16 protein-coding genes and 1 tRNA gene are annotated in these 17388 nt (G+C 36.1%); 5 read left to right on the forward strand and 12 right to left on the reverse strand.

From position 1 onward, the window contains the following. Window positions 1–79 precede the first annotated feature (79 nt). Entirely contained in the window at window positions 80–346 is a 267-nt protein-coding gene (locus tag H3R33_RS04200; protein WP_110438926.1) for a GlsB/YeaQ/YmgE family stress response membrane protein, read from the forward strand. An 876-nt stretch (window positions 347–1222) separates the two neighbouring features. Here H3R33_RS04200 and fusA read toward each other — a convergent pair. The 3 genes from fusA to H3R33_RS04215 form a co-directional block, all read right to left on the reverse strand. Beyond that, window positions 1223–3310 carry an elongation factor G gene (gene fusA / locus H3R33_RS04205; RefSeq protein WP_198184927.1) on the reverse strand — a complete coding sequence of 696 codons (2088 nt, stop codon included), beginning with the start codon at window positions 3308–3310 and terminating at the stop codon, window positions 1223–1225. A gap of 156 nt (window positions 3311–3466) precedes the next feature. Continuing rightward, window positions 3467–3769, reverse strand: coding sequence for a 50S ribosomal protein L28 (rpmB, locus tag H3R33_RS04210; protein ID WP_110438924.1), 303 nt, complete (start codon window positions 3767–3769; stop codon window positions 3467–3469). A gap of 149 nt (window positions 3770–3918) precedes the next feature. Next, window positions 3919–5742 carry an ABC transporter ATP-binding protein/permease gene (locus tag H3R33_RS04215; RefSeq protein WP_198184926.1) on the reverse strand — a complete coding sequence of 608 codons (1824 nt, stop codon included), beginning with the start codon at window positions 5740–5742 and terminating at the stop codon, window positions 3919–3921. 125 nt (window positions 5743–5867) lie between these two features. On the opposite strand from H3R33_RS04215, the gene H3R33_RS04220 reads away from it, so the two are divergent. After that, window positions 5868–6716, forward strand: a complete 849-nt coding sequence (locus H3R33_RS04220) for an NUDIX hydrolase family protein (protein ID WP_198184925.1) — start codon at window positions 5868–5870, stop codon at window positions 6714–6716. Here H3R33_RS04220 and purU read toward each other — a convergent pair whose 3' ends face one another. Further along, window positions 6717–7595 (reverse strand): formyltetrahydrofolate deformylase, encoded by an 879-nt coding sequence (gene purU / locus H3R33_RS04225; protein ID WP_122123480.1) that lies wholly within the window; start codon window positions 7593–7595, stop codon window positions 6717–6719. It lies immediately after the preceding gene. A gap of 322 nt (window positions 7596–7917) precedes the next feature. Beyond that, window positions 7918–9072, reverse strand: coding sequence for a UDP-galactopyranose mutase (gene glf / locus H3R33_RS04230; protein WP_198184924.1), 1155 nt, complete (start codon window positions 9070–9072; stop codon window positions 7918–7920). 160 nt (window positions 9073–9232) lie between these two features. On the opposite strand from glf, the gene H3R33_RS04235 reads away from it, so the two are divergent. Then, window positions 9233–11326, forward strand: coding sequence for a S9 family peptidase (locus tag H3R33_RS04235; protein WP_198184923.1), 2094 nt, complete (start codon window positions 9233–9235; stop codon window positions 11324–11326). 22 nt (window positions 11327–11348) lie between these two features. Beyond that, window positions 11349–12455 carry an AI-2E family transporter gene (locus H3R33_RS04240; RefSeq protein WP_198184922.1) on the forward strand — a complete coding sequence of 369 codons (1107 nt, stop codon included), beginning with the start codon at window positions 11349–11351 and terminating at the stop codon, window positions 12453–12455. A gap of 6 nt (window positions 12456–12461) precedes the next feature. On the opposite strand, the gene H3R33_RS04245 is transcribed toward H3R33_RS04240, so the two are convergent. The 7 genes from H3R33_RS04245 to H3R33_RS04275 all read right to left on the reverse strand — a co-directional run bounded on the left by H3R33_RS04245 (window position 12462) and on the right by H3R33_RS04275 (window position 16655). Beyond that, window positions 12462–12535 (reverse strand) — tRNA-Pro (locus tag H3R33_RS04245). Between the two features lie 51 nt (window positions 12536–12586). Then, window positions 12587–13141: a MerR family transcriptional regulator gene (locus H3R33_RS04250; protein WP_198184921.1), complete on the reverse strand. Its 555-nt coding sequence runs from the start codon at window positions 13139–13141 to the stop codon at window positions 12587–12589. Window positions 13142–13152: 11 nt separating this feature from the next. Next, window positions 13153–13458 (reverse strand): integration host factor subunit alpha, encoded by a 306-nt coding sequence (locus H3R33_RS04255; protein WP_122123476.1) that lies wholly within the window; start codon window positions 13456–13458, stop codon window positions 13153–13155. Between the two features lie 112 nt (window positions 13459–13570). Then, window positions 13571–14536: a beta-ketoacyl-ACP synthase III gene (locus H3R33_RS04260; RefSeq protein WP_198184920.1), complete on the reverse strand. Its 966-nt coding sequence runs from the start codon at window positions 14534–14536 to the stop codon at window positions 13571–13573. A gap of 35 nt (window positions 14537–14571) precedes the next feature. Next, on the reverse strand, window positions 14572–15612 hold the full coding sequence (plsX, locus tag H3R33_RS04265) for a phosphate acyltransferase PlsX (protein WP_198184919.1): 1041 nt from the start codon (window positions 15610–15612) through the stop codon (window positions 14572–14574). Between the two features lie 80 nt (window positions 15613–15692). Beyond that, on the reverse strand, window positions 15693–15896 hold the full coding sequence (gene rpmF / locus H3R33_RS04270; protein WP_110438914.1) for a 50S ribosomal protein L32: 204 nt from the start codon (window positions 15894–15896) through the stop codon (window positions 15693–15695). Window positions 15897–16124: 228 nt separating this feature from the next. Next, complete coding sequence (locus tag H3R33_RS04275) at window positions 16125–16655, reverse strand: DUF177 domain-containing protein (RefSeq protein ID WP_198184918.1); 531 nt, start codon at window positions 16653–16655, stop codon at window positions 16125–16127. 106 nt (window positions 16656–16761) lie between these two features. Here H3R33_RS04275 and H3R33_RS04280 point away from each other — a divergent pair, with 106 nt between their 5' ends. Continuing rightward, window positions 16762–17388 (forward strand): outer membrane protein assembly factor BamE, encoded by a 627-nt coding sequence (locus H3R33_RS04280; protein WP_110438912.1) that lies wholly within the window; start codon window positions 16762–16764, stop codon window positions 17386–17388.

Below are 17388 nucleotides of genomic sequence, written 5' to 3' on the forward strand. Positions count from 1 at the left end.
AGATAATAATAAATCTATTGTTTTAGTAAAAAATCGTTTACACTATACAACAAGATAGTTTTGTTCAAGGGAGTAACTTATGTTTTCTTTAATTGGCGCTATTATTGTTGGGTTTATTATTGGTGGTATTGCAAAATTACTTATGCCTGGAAAACAGCCGGGCGGATTTATTATCACCGTTCTTTTAGGAATTGCCGGTTCCGCTTTGGCAACTTGGTTAGGTGAGCTTCTTCATTTCTATCGTGATGGAGAAAAAGCTGGAATATTATTTTCAATTGTAGGAGCTGTTATCATTCTTTTTATTTATAAAAAAATTATGGAACATAAAGGGAATACCAGTTATTAAAAATATTATTTGACATGAGGCAATATTTAACTCTCATATCAATATTGCCTCTCACTTATTTTTATCTGATTTAAAATACTTCTAATATGTGAATATTCATTAATATAACTTATTTAACAAAGCAGATATATATACTTTGACGTTTGTTCATTCACTTGAAATTATGGTGTAAATAATGGTATCGTACAAAGTACCATCTTGTCTAAGAATATGTGCACGTAGAATTCCACCTTTTTTGCACCAAGTGGTTAAATTGCTCTTTGACTTTTGAAATTAAAAATATCAGTTCATAAACGACGGTGTTGGCTTGCAATTTTTCAAAAGCATATTCTAGCAATAAATATTTACAATTTATGTTTACATGAGTTCTTTGAAAAGATTTTACATACCATGTATAACCAATTTCCAAACGTCGCAGATCAGGGGCAATTCCAAAAAAAACTAGTTGTACCCAAAACTTTCCCTGTATTTTCATCAATAACGGCAAAAGGGTAACGCTCTTGACATTCTTTACCTCCAAAGCTTTATTAATATAATTTTAAACTTTAGAAAAATAAGTAATAATAGTAACACGAGGTTTCCATAAATCACCTTATTGACTTATCGCCTGCAACCCTTAACGTATTAAAATAAATCTACTGTTCTAATTGAACTTTATTTTCACTAGTTTTGATGTCTTAATTTAAAAAAAGATAAATTTATTTTAATAAATCCCATAAAATTTCAAAATTTTTTGATAAAGATTAATTATGATATAATTTTTTAAATTACACAAATAAAACCTAAAATATTTATTTAATCACATACATTTTCACAAAAAAACAGCCTTTTATACAAAAAAGGCTGCTTTAAATCGTATCAAATTGTTATTTAAAATTAGGCAGATTGACTAATAATTTCATCCGTAACATTACGGGGAACTGGATCATAATGATGGAATTGCATTGTAAAGGACGCACGACCTTTGGTCATTGAACGAAGATCAGAAATATAGCCAAACATTTCTTTCAATGGAACAAAAGCGCGAACCATGACAGTGCTTCCAGAAGTTTCTTGACTTTGAATCATTCCGCGACGACGGTTCAAGTCACCAACAACATCACCAACATGATCATTAGGTGTAGTGATTTCGACATCCATGATAGGTTCAAGAATGACAGGACCAGCTTTTTTCATTCCTTCACGGAAACAGGCTTTACCGGCAATCTCGAACGCCAATGCAGAAGAGTCAACATCATGATATTTACCATCAACAAGCGTAAATTTAAAGTCTACAGTTGGAAATCCTGCTAATACACCGGTAGATGCCTGGTTTCTGATACCCTTGTCAACAGCTGGAATATATTCCTTGGGAACCGCACCGCCAACAATTTTATTTTCGAATATGATTCCTTCATTTCGTTCGGTAGGTTCGAAAATAATTTTGACTTCAGCAAACTGACCCGCACCACCAGACTGTTTTTTATGGGTGTAGGTTTCTGTATGAGACTGAGTAATGGTTTCACGATATGCAACCTGTGGTGCGCCAATATTCGCATCAACACCATATTCACGACGTAAACGGTCAATGATGATATCAAGATGCAACTCACCCATACCTGAAAGAATTGTTTGCCCCGTTTCCTGATCCGTCTTTAACTGTAGAGATGGATCTTCTGCCGCCAATTTCTGAAGCGCAAGAGTCATTTTTTCAACCGCTTCCTTGGTTTTTGGTTCGACAGAAATATCGATAACAGGTACTGGAAATTGCATGCGCTCCAAAACAACCGGATCTGCCGGATCTGCCAAAGTATCCCCTGTTTTCGTATCCTTCAATCCAACAAAAGCGGCAATATCACCAGCATGCACTTCTTTGATTTCTATACGTTTATCAGCGTGCATTTGGAAAATACGTCCAATACGCTCTTTATGACCATGGGTTGTGTTCAAAACCGTGTCACCAGAACGTAAGATACCACGATAAACACGCACGAAAGTTAGAGAACCATATTTATCATTGATGATTTTGAAAGCCAAACCGGCAAATTTGCCATTTGGATCAACGGGAATGATTGGTAATTTATTTTCATCAACCTCTTCATCTTCAGGAGGTGCAATACGAATTCCTTCCACATCGTCAGGAGCAGGAAGGTAATCAACAATTGCATCCAACAAAGGCTGAACACCTTTGTTCTTGAAAGAAGAACCGCAAAGAACCGGACGAAATTCTCCAGAAATGGTACCTTTTTTAATACATTTCTTTAAAACCTCAACAGAAACATCACCTTTTTCAAAATATTCTTCCATAGCCGCATCATCAACAGCCAAAACGGTGTCCAGAAGATTTTGACGTGCCTCTTCTGCTTTTTCCTTTAATTCAGCAGGGATTTCAACAATATTGTATTTGGCACCAAGATCATCACCTTCCCATACAATGGCATTCATATTAACAAGATCGATAACACCCTTTAAATTTTCTTCCGCACCAATCGGAAGCTGTAAAGGGATAGCGACAATATCCAGCTTATCTTTTAAAGTGCTGAAAGCATATTCAAAATTTGCACCTGTACGATCCAACTTGTTAATGAAAATAATGCGAGGGACATTGTAACGGTCAGCCAAACGCCAATTCGTTTCAGACTGAGGTTGGACACCAGCAACACCCTCGATAATGAAAACCGCACCATCAAGCACGCGCAATGAACGGTTAACTTCAATGTTAAAGTCAATATGGCCCGGAGTATCAATAATATTGATACGATGCTTGTTCCATTCACAGGTAACGGCAGCGGAAGTAATGGTAATCCCTCTTTCACGTTCCTGTGCCATATAGTCAGTAGTGGTGTTCCCTTCGTGGACCTCACCAATCTTATGGGAGACACCTGTATAATATAGAATACGTTCAGTTGTCGTTGTTTTACCCGCATCGATATGCGCGGTAATACCTATATTACGGATTTTAGAAAGATCAGAATGGTCGGACAAAAGTAAAACCTCCACAAACGATAGAAAAATATTCAGAAAATATATTCATCAAATCATAAGATTAAAAGAATAATTTCCTTTTTTAACTCAAAATAACTCCCTTAAGATTAAATCAAGGAAGTTATTTAATTACTAGATAATCAATTTTTTAAAAATTTAAGCAGCTACTGCTGATTTTTTTTCCTGAGCCTGTAGAATACGGCGTTTAATCACTAAAGCCTCTTCTGTAAGCTTGCGATTCGGTGTATTTAGCAGGAAATTGTCTAAACCGCCATTATGTTCAATGGTACGGAGACCATGCGTTGTGACGCGTAAATGTATTTGTTGACCCAAAATATCGGACCTTAAGGAATAATCCTGCAGATTAGGCAGGAAACGGCGACGGTTTTTGTTATTGGCGTGACTGACATTATTTCCTGTCAACACACCTTTGCCTGTGATTTGGCAACGGCGAGACATTTGTTTTCATCCTCGGATTGTGAAAGCCAAGACTTAATGTTTGGCAAATAAAAAATACTTAGTTTAGCCCTATGACTAAAATTCACGAAATAGTCAAGTAAAAATCCAAATTTTAAACCTCAAAATTAAAAATTTTCACTATTTCTAGCCTATTTATCAGAATGTTGACTCTGTATAGACCACATATTGGCATAAAAACCATTTTTTGCAAGCAGGAATTCATGAGTTCCCTGTTCGCATATTTTCCCATCCATCATAACCAAAATCATGTCCGAATGAATAATTGTTGATAAACGATGAGCTATTGTAATCACGGTTCTACCCTGAGAAACCTGGAAAAGAGCCTGCTGTATTTCTTTTTCTGTCTGACTATCCAACGCGCTTGTTGCCTCATCCAGGATTAAAATCCTTGGATTTTTCAATATTGTTCTTGCAATAGCTATCCTTTGTTTTTCGCCACCGGAAAGTTTTAAGCCTCTTTCTCCCACCTGAGTATGATATCCCTTGGGCAAACCAACAATAAAATCATGGATTTGAGCCAGCCTTGCTGCTTTTTCAATTTCTGCTTGTGAGCTTCCTAATTTACCATAAGCAATATTGTAACCAATCGAATCATTAAACAAAACCGTATCTTGAGGCACAACTCCAATGGCCTTTCTCAAATCATCCTGTTTATAAGACCGTATATCCTCATTATCGATTAATACAGCACCAGTTGTAACATCATAAAAACGGAACAGCAAACGGCTAATTGTTGATTTCCCAGCCCCTGTTGGTCCAACAATGGCAATCTGCTGGGCTGGTTCCGCCAGGAAGCTTACATGATGCAAAATTTCCCGAGAGGGATCATAACCAAAAAAAACATCTTTAAATTCAATTTTGGCAGGCCCCGCATTCACCAATTCAGTTGGAAGTGATTTGGCGCATTCTTGATTATTGATATCCATTGGCTGTGCCAAAAGAGAAAACATATTTTCCAAATCAACAATTGATTTTCGCAAATTAGAATAGATACTGCCAAGAAAATTCAAGGGCTGATAAAGCTGCATCAAATAGGTGTTAATCAAGACAAATTTTCCGACAGTAAAATGATAACTGACAATGTCACGTGCTGCCATTAACATAATAAATGTCAATGCAATGGCTATAATGAAAGATTGACCAAAATTCAGGATATTGAGCGTTATTTGTGTTTTAATGGAAGCTTTTTCATAATGTGCCAATGCTTCATCATATCGTCTTATTTCATGGGCTTCATTACAAAAATATTTAACAGTTTCATAATTCAGCAAACTGTCCAAGGCACGATTATTGGCTTCATTATTAATTTCATTCATTTTTCGACGAATCTTGATACGCCGAGATGTAAACCAAATCGTAAAGAAAAAATAGGCTAATATTGCAAGACAGACAACAAGTGTATAATATCCGTTATACAAATGAGCAATCACACCGAGAACCATCAAGGTTTCAATCACTGTTGGAACGATACTGAATATACCCACTCTCAAAATTGTTTCAATTCCCTCACCACCCCGCTCAATAGCCCGTGTAATTGCTCCGGTTCGTCGATTTAAATGAAATTTTAGTGAAAGTCTTTGAACATGCTCGAAGCATTTTAGGGTTATTATACGCATCACCCGAAATCGTAATGGCGCAAAAACCGTGTCTTTCAATTCCGAACATAAGCTGGAAAAAATCCTAACCAATCCATATCCAACAATAAGATAAATCGGTACATAAATTATTTCATGATTATTCTGGGAAAAATAATCCACAATCTTGCTATAAAGATAAGGAACGCCCAAGGCTATGATTTTGGCAACAATCATCAAAAGCATCGCAAAGATAAAGCGAATTTTCAACGTCATATGCTGACGAGGCCACAAATAGGTCAAGAGCTCAAGTAAAGTTGACCATCCTGAACGAGTGCTTTCTTTGTCGACATAGGAAAATTTGGAATATCGTGACATGTTATTTTCAAAAGATTGTAATTGTTTTATCAATATACATGAAGTGTTTACCCTAAAAATGAAAAAATACAAAAATAGATAACTTTGAAATAAAAAAACTATTAAAGCAATATAAGAGATTTTTAATGCAACATATTGAATTTAAAAATTTATTTCGTCATATAAAAAAATGTAACACCGCCAAGTTACAAAAAGATTTTTTACCTTTCAAGGCGCATAATCAGATCATAGGATGGGTTCGACCTTCATTTATGGATACTCTCCAAAAACATCATGTTGTTATGGAAGAAAATAATATTTGTACTTTACCAGCACAATATTCAATCGAGATGCTGGGTAATCAACTAATTGAAAATAATATGGTTCGCTCCATGAATGAACTTTTTGATGTCTATCCCTCACCATATGCTAAACCGGTTGGAAAAATTGATCGTGCCGTTATTCCTGATCTTGGACTGATTGGAACTGGAGTTCATCTCAATGGTTTGGTTAAGAAAAGAAATCAAATTTATTTGTGGATCGCGAAACGGGCAAAGTATAAACGGCTTGATCCTGAAAAACTGGATCATATCGTCGCGGGAGGTATACCAGCAGGATTTACCCATAACAACACTCTAGAAAAAGAAGCACGTGAAGAAGCAAGCATTCCGAACGCCCTCATGATAAATGCGGAATATAAATCACTGATTACTTATAGCATGATCAGACCTGAAGGGTTAAGGCGAGATGTGTTATATTGCTATGATCTATGGTTGCCGGAAGATTTTCAACCGGTTCCCAATGATGGAGAGGTTGAATCTTTCCAATTAAAAAAATTAGAAGATGTTTACCATCAAGTGTGCGAAACAGATGATTTCAAATTTAATGTCAATCTTGTATTAATCGATCTTTTTATTCGCATGGGCATCATCGCAAAGAATTCTCAGTATGCCCATCGCATAAAAACTGGATTGAGAGGGAAATTATTTCCCTGATCAATCCGAAAATACAACGGTTTTGTGACCATTTAAAAGAACACGGTCTTCAATATGATAACGCACGGCTTTTGCCAGAACTCGTCTTTCAATATCCCTTCCTTTACGGATAAGGTCATGAGGGGTGTCATTGTGACTGACCCGTTCAACGTCCTGTTCTATAATTGGACCTTCATCAAGATCCTCGGTTACATAATGTGCTGTTGCACCAATCAATTTAACCCCTCGTTCATAAGCCTGATGATAGGCTTTTGCACCCTTAAAGCCGGGTAAAAAGGAATGATGTATATTTATACATTGACCCGCCAATTTTTTTACCATTTCAGGAGACAGAATTTGCATATAGCGCGCAAGAACAACAAGCTCTGTCCGGGTTTCCTTAATAATATCCCACAATTTCGTTTCTTGTTCCCTTTTGGTATCCTTAAGAATAGGAAGATAATAAAATGGAACATCTTGCATATCAATATGACCATAATCTTCATATGGATAATTTGCAACAATTGCACTGGGTTCGATTGCCAGTTCCCCTATTCTCCATCGATATAAAAGATCAACCAGACAATGATCAAATCTTGATACCATCAACAACACACGTTTTTTACGTTCCCGATCATGCAAGAACCATGTCATTTTAAATTGGGCAGCAATAGCCTCCAATCTGGAATATAACCATTGATAATTTTTTTTATTGCTCTCTAGGGTGAACACAACACGCATAAAAAAATAACCCGAAAGAGCATCATGCTGCTGCGACTCAACAATATTGGCTTGAGCTTCAAATAATCCTGTAGAAATTGCGGAAACAATACCTGGTTTATCAGGGCAAGAAAGTGTTAAAACATATTGATTTTGTTTTGATTTTATTGAATCACTCATCGATTTTAAAACTATATAGTTAATGTATGTCTTCAAAAGAACCTATATAGAGCACTTTAAAAAATCAAACAAAAGCTGTTACGAATTCTTCAAAATTTTTTAAATTCTAAAAAATTATGAATCTAGACAATTTTACGTAAATTTTATAAATAACGAAAGATATCGTAAATTACGAATTATTATAAAAAAATTGATAAACTATTGCCGTTGACCATAAATATTTTTGATTAGAATAATTTATAATCGCTAAAATTAAAGCAAGTCGATTTAACATTGAAATAGCGATTATTTTTTAGATAGATTTAGGCAATATGAATATGAATTACTTCATACTGACTGTAAATACTGGCATTTTTTCATTATTATCAATGGATTTCAAAAATAATCTTGCTGTTTTCATTGCTTCTGCAATGGTTACATCCATATCAAGATAACGATAGGTTCCCAGTCGTCCAACAAATGTAATATCAGGTTCCTTTTCGGCCAATTCTATATATTGATCCAACTGATTCATTTCACCTACAAGACGTATTGGATAGTAAGGCAAATCTTTTTCTGTACATAAACGGCTATACTCTCTATAACAAACCGAGCCTTCATGACTTTCCCAAGGTGCAAAATATTTATGCTCTGTTATACGGGTATATGGAACGCTTTCCTCTCCATAATTCATTACAGCCGTTCCCTGGAAATCTCCCTGATATGTGAATCTTTCGAAATCCAGGGTGCGATATGCTAAACGACCATATTGATGATGGAAATAACCATCCAATGGACCACTATAAAATACATGTTTATAATATTTTGATTTTTCCTTATCAAAAACTGTATTCAAAGAAATTTTAATTCCAGGATGATCAAGAATATTATCGACCAAATCTGTATAGCCCTTTTTTGGTATTCCCTGAAATTTGTGACTGAAATAGTTATCGTCATAATTGAAACGAACAGGTAAACGCTTTAAGATAGATGCTGGCAATTCAGAGGGATGCAGTCCCCATTGCTTAAGGGTATAACCCTTGAAAAAAGCCTCATATAATTCCTTACCAACAAATTTCAAAGCCTGTTCTTCAAATGTCTCAGGCTCTTTAATTGACTTATCACCTTTTTCGGCAATAAGTTCTTTTGCTTGATCAGGAGATAATGCTTTCTGGAAAAATTGGTTAATCGTGTGCAGATTAATCGGTAATGAAAAAACCTGTCCCTTAACTATGGTCTTCACACGATTGACATAGGGCATCATTTCTGAATATTTATTTACAAAATTCCATACGTCTTCATTATCTGTATGAAATATATGGGGACCGTAAATATGTACCATGACTCCTGTATCTTTGTCCCGTTCGGAGTATGAGTTTCCAGCAGTATGGGATCGTTCATCAATAATATGCACATTCCAGTCATTTTCTGCAAGAATACGGCCAATCACAGCACCGGAAAAACCGGCACCAACAATTAAAACTCTTTTTTCTGACATTCAAATTACTTTCAAAACTATTTATCAAAATATACAGAATTTACATTATCAATATGAAACCATCAATTTTCTAATAATTAATTATTTCATTAATCCAGATAAAATATGATAGTCTTGTCTCTTATGCAAATTATTTAAAAATGGGGAAATGTTCTAGCTTATGTCATCAATTCTTCCGCCAAAAGCACCAAAAAAAGAGAAAATCATAAAACAACTGGGATTTACAAGAACTGATCCTTATGCCTGGTTAAAAGATGATAATTGGCAGGAAGTCTTGTCCAATCCTTCAAAACTAAAAAAAGAGATAAAACAATATCTTGAACAGGAAAATAATTATGCTAATAAAATAATGCAGCAGACTAAACCGTTGCAAAACAAGCTTTTTCTTTCCTTGAAATCAAAATTGGCTGATAAAGAAAGCAGCCCTGAACTACCTGACGGTAGCTGGATATATTATTCACGATTTGAAGAGGGAAAAGAGCATAAGAGTTTTTATCGAAAATCAATTCATGATTTTGGAGAACAATTGCTTATTGATCCAAATATTCAGGCAAGTACTATTGATTATTATAAAATAAGCTCGGTTTCACACAGCCCTAACCATAAATACTTTGCCTATATTGAAGATACCCAAGGCTCAGAAATTTGGCATTTAAAAATTAAAAATCTGGAAACAGGAGATGTATTACCACAATCCATTTCACCCTGTTCTGGATCTTACTGTTTTTCACCATGCAGTCAGTATATATTTTGGGTCTATCGCGATGATCAAGGCAGACCTACCGCAATTTACAGACATCATATAGCCACTTCTCAAGATACTCTAGTTTATAAAGAGAAAGATTCAGGCTTTTTTATTAATATTGAGCGCAGTCTTTCCAACCAATGGATTTATATAACAGCCAATAATCATGATACCAGCGAGGTCTGGATCATATCGGGACAACATCCCACATATGCAGCAATATGTTTTAAAAAAAGACGAACAGGTGTTTTTTACAAAATAACAGATTGGAACAATCATTTTATTATCTATACAAATGAAGATAATGCATACAATTTTAAACTCATGCGATTGCCCATACCGAATAATTTGATACAGGATAAAATAGAAAAAAAAATTTGGCAAAATTGGATTAATCATAATCCTGATATTTACCTAATGGAATTCAAGGCGTTTAAAAATTATTTTATAAGATTGGAACGTCATGAGGTTAATACAAAAATAATCATCACCAATACAAACGATGAAAATAAAATTATCTCAGGTGATGAAGATGCATACCTTCTTTCCCTGGATGAAACGCTTGAATATGATACAGAATTGTTACGATACAGTTATCAGTCTCCTACAACTCCACGTTGCTGGAATCGTTTTCATATTCCAACTGGTAAAAAAGAAATCATTAAACAGCAGAAAATTCCTTGCGGTTATAATTCAAGCCTTTACAAATCAAAAAGGATATGGGCTATTGCAAACGACGGTGAAAAAATTCCCATGACCTTGACCTATCGTAAAGATATTGAATTAAACGGTAAAAACCCAACTCTTCTTTATGGTTACGGATCATACGGATATGCCATTGACCCTGTTTTTTCCATAACAGCATTGAATTATATCGACCAAGGGTGGATTTATGCCATAGCCCATATTCGTGGCGGATCAGAAAAAGGTTGGAATTGGTTTATGGAGGGGCGTCGCTTCAACAAAATAAACACTTTTACCGATTTTATTTGCTGTGCCGATTATCTTGTTGAACAAAATTATACACAGCCAAAAAAAATCGTTGCTGACGGAAGATCAGCAGGCGGTATGGTAATGGGATATATAGCCAATAAACGCCCTGATCTTTTTGCGGCAATCATTGCTGTCGTTCCTTTTGTAGACATATTAAACACAATGTCAGACATTACTTTACCTCTCACACCTCCAGAATGGCCAGAATGGGGCAATCCTCTTAAAGATTCAAAAGCATATCAATATATAGCAAGTTATTCACCTTACGATAATATAAAAGAACAAGACTATCCTGCCATACTTGCAATGGGAGGCCTGACTGATCCCCGTGTTACCTATTGGGAACCATCAAAATGGATTGCAAAACTAAGAGATCACAATATATCGTCCAATCCCTTGCTTTTGAAAATAAATATGGATTCAGGGCACGGGGGAGCTGCAGGTCGATATACAGCCTTAAAAGAGGCCGCCTTCATTCAGGCCTTCGCCATTTCCATTATCAAAAAAGAATTATAACGGATATTGGGGAATAATTAACATGTCCCAAGATGATCATATAATCAATAGAAAAATTTCGCGCCAATTGTCACTGGCAGAGCAAATCCATAATCAAACTATTGCTCACAGTTGTTTAAGTATCGTATTGATACTATTTGGTCTATATACCATTAAAGCCTTTTTGTTTTCCCTGATTTGGGGAATTATCTTTGCCATAGCATGCTGGCCATTTTACAAAACTGTCAAGCAAAAATGGCCCTATGAACGATTTAATTTTATACTACCCTTTATTTTTTCCTGTTTTATTACCCTGGTTTTTCTTCTTCCCCTGGGTTTTATAGCACTTGAAGCGACAAAAGATTTGCAAACAGGCATAAGTTGGGTCATTAAAATTAGTCGTGAGGGTTTACCACCACCCGAGTGGCTTAATAAAATCCCAGTTATAAACAATAATATCATTCACTGGTGGAAAGAAAACCTTGAAGATCCATCTTCTGCCTCGACACTAATTTCCAATTTGCATCTAAGTCATGGAGTATATGTTACACAAAAAATAGGGTCACAAATCCTTCATAGAGGTTTACTGTTTTTCTTTTCAATTTTAACCTTATTTTTTATTTTTAAAGATGGAGAATCAATTATTCATCAATGCAAATCAGGTTCGAGACGATTGTTTGGCAAACAAGGGGAAACAATTGCTCAACAAATGATCTCATCAGTTCATGGAACAGTTTCGGGACTAGTTCTGGTCGGGCTAGGACAGGGTATCATTCTCGGAACCCTATACTATTTTCTGCATATACCGCATGCGGCATTGTTGGGCATATTGACAGCCTTGGCTGCAATGATCCCCTTTTGCCCCCTGATTGCCATTGGTATAGTTGCGTTTATCGCTTTTTTTCAAGTTTCCTATTTGATCGCTTTAACTATACTGATTGTCGGCTGCATCATTATTTTTATTGCAGATCATTTTATCAGACCAGCTTTGATTGGTGGCTCAACAAAATTACCATTTATATGGGTATTAATCGGTATTTTGGGAGGGTTGGAATCTTGGGGGATGATTGGTTTATTTATCGGTCCAGCGATAATGGCCGCCATAATTATGTTATGGAACAATTGGACAGCTGAAAAAAGAAAATATTAACGAATATCGGGCAGGCGGGATTCGAACCCACGACCCCCAGTCCCCCAGACTGATGCGCTACCAGACTGCGCTACTGCCCGTCAAATCTATACAGCCATATAGCAGTCAATTTTATTTGGATCAATATAAAATTAAGCCTCAGCTATTATTTTTCTCAATTCTTGCAACTCAACCAAAACATTTTTTAATGAATCAATCAGCATTGATTTTTCATTTTTCAATTTTTCCAATTCCTTACATAAATCTTGCTGATTATTTTCATCTGTATTTGTCAGATCATCATTTGGAGATTGAGATTCATTTGTTATCGATATATCAGATTCCGATTTAAAATTTAATTTTTCATTATCCGAAACTTTATTATTCAATAATTCTTCTTGTAAAAGACGCTGAACACCTTTTATCGTATATCCTTGGATATATAAAAGTTCAGATATATACTTTAGAAGCGTTACATCTTCAACACGGTAATAACGACGACCACCACTTCGTTTTATTGGTTGTACCTGAGGAAAACGCGTTTCCCAAAAACGTAGAACATGTTGGGGTACATGAATTTCATCAGCCACTTCACTAATAGTACGGAAAGCCCCAGGTTCCTTTTTGGTAACTCCATTATCTTCTGAATCAGGATCTACTTTTTCATTCGATTGACTAATAATCTGAGCAGAGTTACCTTGGGTCATTATTTATCCTTTCAAGAAGATTTTTTAATCATACCCTCATTAACATTTTTTTTCAATTTCTGACTGGAGCGAAAACTCAAAACATATCTGGGTTCTATTTCAACCTCGACACCTGTTTTAGGATTACGCCCAATTCTGTTTCCTTTTCTTCGGACAGAAAAAGTACCAAATCCACTGATTTTAACCGAATCACCCTTTTCCAGGGTTACAACGATTTTTTCCAAAACCGTTTCTAGCAATTGAGCTGATTCACTACGGGATAAGCCAATATGACTATAAAGTTTTTCAATTAATCCTGCACGAGTTAAAGTTTGCATAGTCTAAAATAATTACAATCCGTTACTGAAATGACAAGTCTAACACCATTTATTCAATAGTGTTACCAAATAAATTCTGAATTATTTTTAAATTAATTTTTTAAAAATATATTTACAATCTTACCAATGCAGACCCCCAACTTAAACCGCCTCCTATTGCTTCAATTACGATTAAATCACCTTTTTTCATACGATTATCTCTCACTGCTTCATTCAAGGCCAACGGTATGGATGCCGCAGACGTATTGGCATGCCGATCAACAGTTACAATCACCCTTTCAGGGGGTAATTTGATTTTTGCACCCATACGTGAAATAATCCGTAAATTTGCTTGATGTGGAACCAACCAATCAATATCACGATATATTAGATTGTGATCATTTAGCGCTTCTTCAATAACCTCGGATAGTTTTGTTATTGCATGACGAAAAACTTCCTGCCCTTTCATACGTAAAAAGCATTGATCTTGAAATTTTGCTGGTGTGCCTTCCACATATAATAAATCCGCATATTGACCATCCGTATGAAGATAGCATCCAAGAATTCCTCTCTCGGTCTCCGTGTTAACAGCACTTAAAACAACAGCACCCGCTCCATCACCAAACAAAACGCAGGTCCTTCTATCCTTCCAATCAAGAATTCGAGAATACACCTCACTACCTATCAGCAATACATTTTTTGCCTGTCCACAACGAATAAAATTGTCTGCAACTGATAATCCGAATACAAATCCAGCACAGGCAGATGAAACATCAAATCCAAAAGCCTTTTTTATTCCAAGCGCTTTTTGAATTTCAACCGCAGTGCTTGGAAATATTTTGTCAGGTGTACAAGTCGCGACAATAATTGCATCAATATCCTGCACACTCATCCCTGCATATTCAATTGCCTGCCTTGCGGCCTCAACAGCCATGGAAACACATGTCTCACCTTCCGAGACAATATGACGTTCGCGAATACCTGTACGTTCACGAATCCACTCATCAGATGTATCTACCATCAATGTCAAATCATCATTTGTTAAGATACGCTTAGGTAAATATCCACCAAATCCAACAAGTTGTGAACGATAAACCATTCCTATAGAAACCCTTTAATTTAATATAACCGCTATTACTGTGGATTTACCTGTGATAAACCCGTAAGGATTTCTTCATAAAATCCGTGCTTGATCATATCCATCGCAACATCCACGGCATATGCAAAACCTTCTTCATCCGTACCTCCATGAGATTTCACAACAACCCCGTTTAGACCTACGAAAATTGCCCCATTATAACGTTTGGGATCCAGCCACTCGCGCATACGTTCCAATCCGGGTCGAACAAACAGATAACCCAACCTTCCCCGCAAGCCAGAACTGTAAACTTGTTTTAAAAGGTGAAAAACGAGTTTGAGGGCACCCTCACCTGTTTTTAGGGCAATATTTCCAGTGAATCCATCTGTAACAACAACATCTGTTGTACCTGCCGTTATATCATGTCCCTCTACAAACCCATAAAATTGTCCGGACAAAGGACTATTCCGCAACACTTCGGCTGCATTTCTAAGACGATCATCACCCTTCAATTCTTCTGAACCAACATTTAAAAGTCCAATTGTGGGTTTAGGTAAACCAAGCACAGCTTTTGCAAAAGCGTTACCCATTATGGCAAAATCAACCAAGTTTCGACTGTCACAGGAAACATTCGCCCCCAGATCCAACATTACAATATCACCTTTAGCTGTTGGAGTAATCGCAGCCATTGCCGGGCGTGCAATACCAGGCATCGTTTTAACGATAACCTGTGCCAGTGCTAACATTGCACCACTGTTTCCGGCAGAAACAACCCCTTTGGCTTGTTGCGATGCAACACTTTGCATGGCAAGACGCATCGATGAATTTCGTAGTTTCAAAGCGGAAGTAGGTTTCATTTCCATTGGAACAGCCACGTCTGTATGCTGAACATCGCATATTCTGGCTGCCTTGGAATATGTTTTCAGTAACGGAGACAATTTTTCTTTATCTCCGATTAACAGTATTTTTGCTTCTGGATGTCTAACGGCTGTAATCTCAAGACCCTTGATAACAATTTCAGGGGCATGATCCCCCCCCATTGCATCAATCGCAAGATCATATTGAGGCTTCGTTTGAATATCTGATTCTGCAGTCATAAATACAGTTACAATTTATAAATACCATTAAACTTAACACCAAAATGTTTTTATCGGTATTTATAATACGCTTTCCAGTCTTATTGATATACTGCGGTCTTCAAAGCATCTCCGGCAGCGACGACTTCACGACCATCATAATAGCCACAGTGGCTACACACATGATGTGGACGTTTCAGTTCACCACAATTTGCACATTCACCATAAGCCTCAGTGCGTAAAGCATGATGACTACGACGCATTCCACGACGTGATGGTGACGTTTTCTTCTTTGGAACAGCCATGGGATCCCTCCTATCCTAATTTATCTAATAATTTAACCAGTATAACCAATTTCATTCGACATGATTGAACATTCAAATTGAAGCAACCTGTCTAACAGAATATCGGCTTTTAAGCAAGCTTGAAAAAGCGTGTCAAGATTTACCTAACACTTTTGAAAAACAATATACTTTAATTGATTAAAATAACAAGAATATTAATATACAAATATATTATGAAAAAACAATTTTTTAACCCTTTTTCAATTTTTCCAAAATTTTAAATGGACTGTCCTTTTTACGTTTTATCCCTTGTATTTCCAAATCTTTCTCTTTGATTATCAGTTTTTTTTCAACATTAGGCTTATGAGGATAAGGATCCAGTAATAATGCCAGTTGCTGTGCAGTCACCTCTCCAATGTCAATATAGTCATTATCATAAGGAATGATATCTGGATCATCCAGCTCCTCCAGTTCACTTGAAACTTGAGACAAAGGTATAAAAATCAACTCAAATCCATCTTCGATATCAACCGGAAAATCCTCTAGGGAAACAACACAATTTTGTATTATGCTGCTTTTCAGTATTCCCTGCGCCCTTATATGACCACCATGAAAATAAGCCAATTTATAAAAACATGACAAAGAAAGAATTTCAGGAATTGAAAACCGCTCAGCCAAAGCCTTTCTTTCTGATTTATCCGCTTCAATGGTAATCCTGAATCCTTTTTTTTGTATTTGATTGATAAATATTTTTTTTGAAAACTCGCAACAGCTATTCATTTTTTTCTTTCTAATGTTTTTTTTTGTTGCAGTTTAATTTAAACTACAATACCTCTTTAAATTATAAGATTAATTTTTCGTTTAACTTGAGGATCATGTATTCATTATGCCTTCCAGCTTCAACAAAAAACCTCTTGTATCCCTTCTTAAAAATAAATCCTGTCCTCAATTTAAGCAAAAAACAAGCAAGAATATTATTTTAGGTTCCTTAATCTCTTGCAGCCTATTATTTTCCGCCTGCTCAGTTCTCTCCCCCCCTCCAATGCCAAGAGGAACAATAATTGAAAAAAATGACCTTTCTGCATTAAAAGTTGGCAGTACCAGTAAATCAGATGTTATCGACATTTTGGGATCTCCTACAACCTACGCGACATTTAATAATAATAACTGGATTTACATATCGATGATGACTCATCTTGTCCCGCTTTCCTATCCAGGAATAAAAAAGCAAAAAGTGCTCTCCTTATATTTTAATGAAAGTGGGACATTAACAAAAATTCAAGAATTGGGTAAAAGAGACGCTAAAAATGTCAGCATGGTATCAGAAGTAACTCCAACTCCTGGAACAAAAACTAATTTTTTCCAGCAATTATTAGGAAATATTGGCAAATACTCTCCACTAAGTGCAATGGGACTTGGAAGTACCTTCGGACCGAACAGTAACGGTGGTCCTTTCTCAAGCAATCCACTTACAACGGGTGGACCTGGCAGCTCAGGAAATACATTGCCATAA

Origin of the sequence: Commensalibacter sp. B14384M2 (genome assembly GCF_016101865.1) — a bacterium.
Taxonomy (GTDB): domain Bacteria; phylum Pseudomonadota; class Alphaproteobacteria; order Acetobacterales; family Acetobacteraceae; genus Commensalibacter; species Commensalibacter melissae.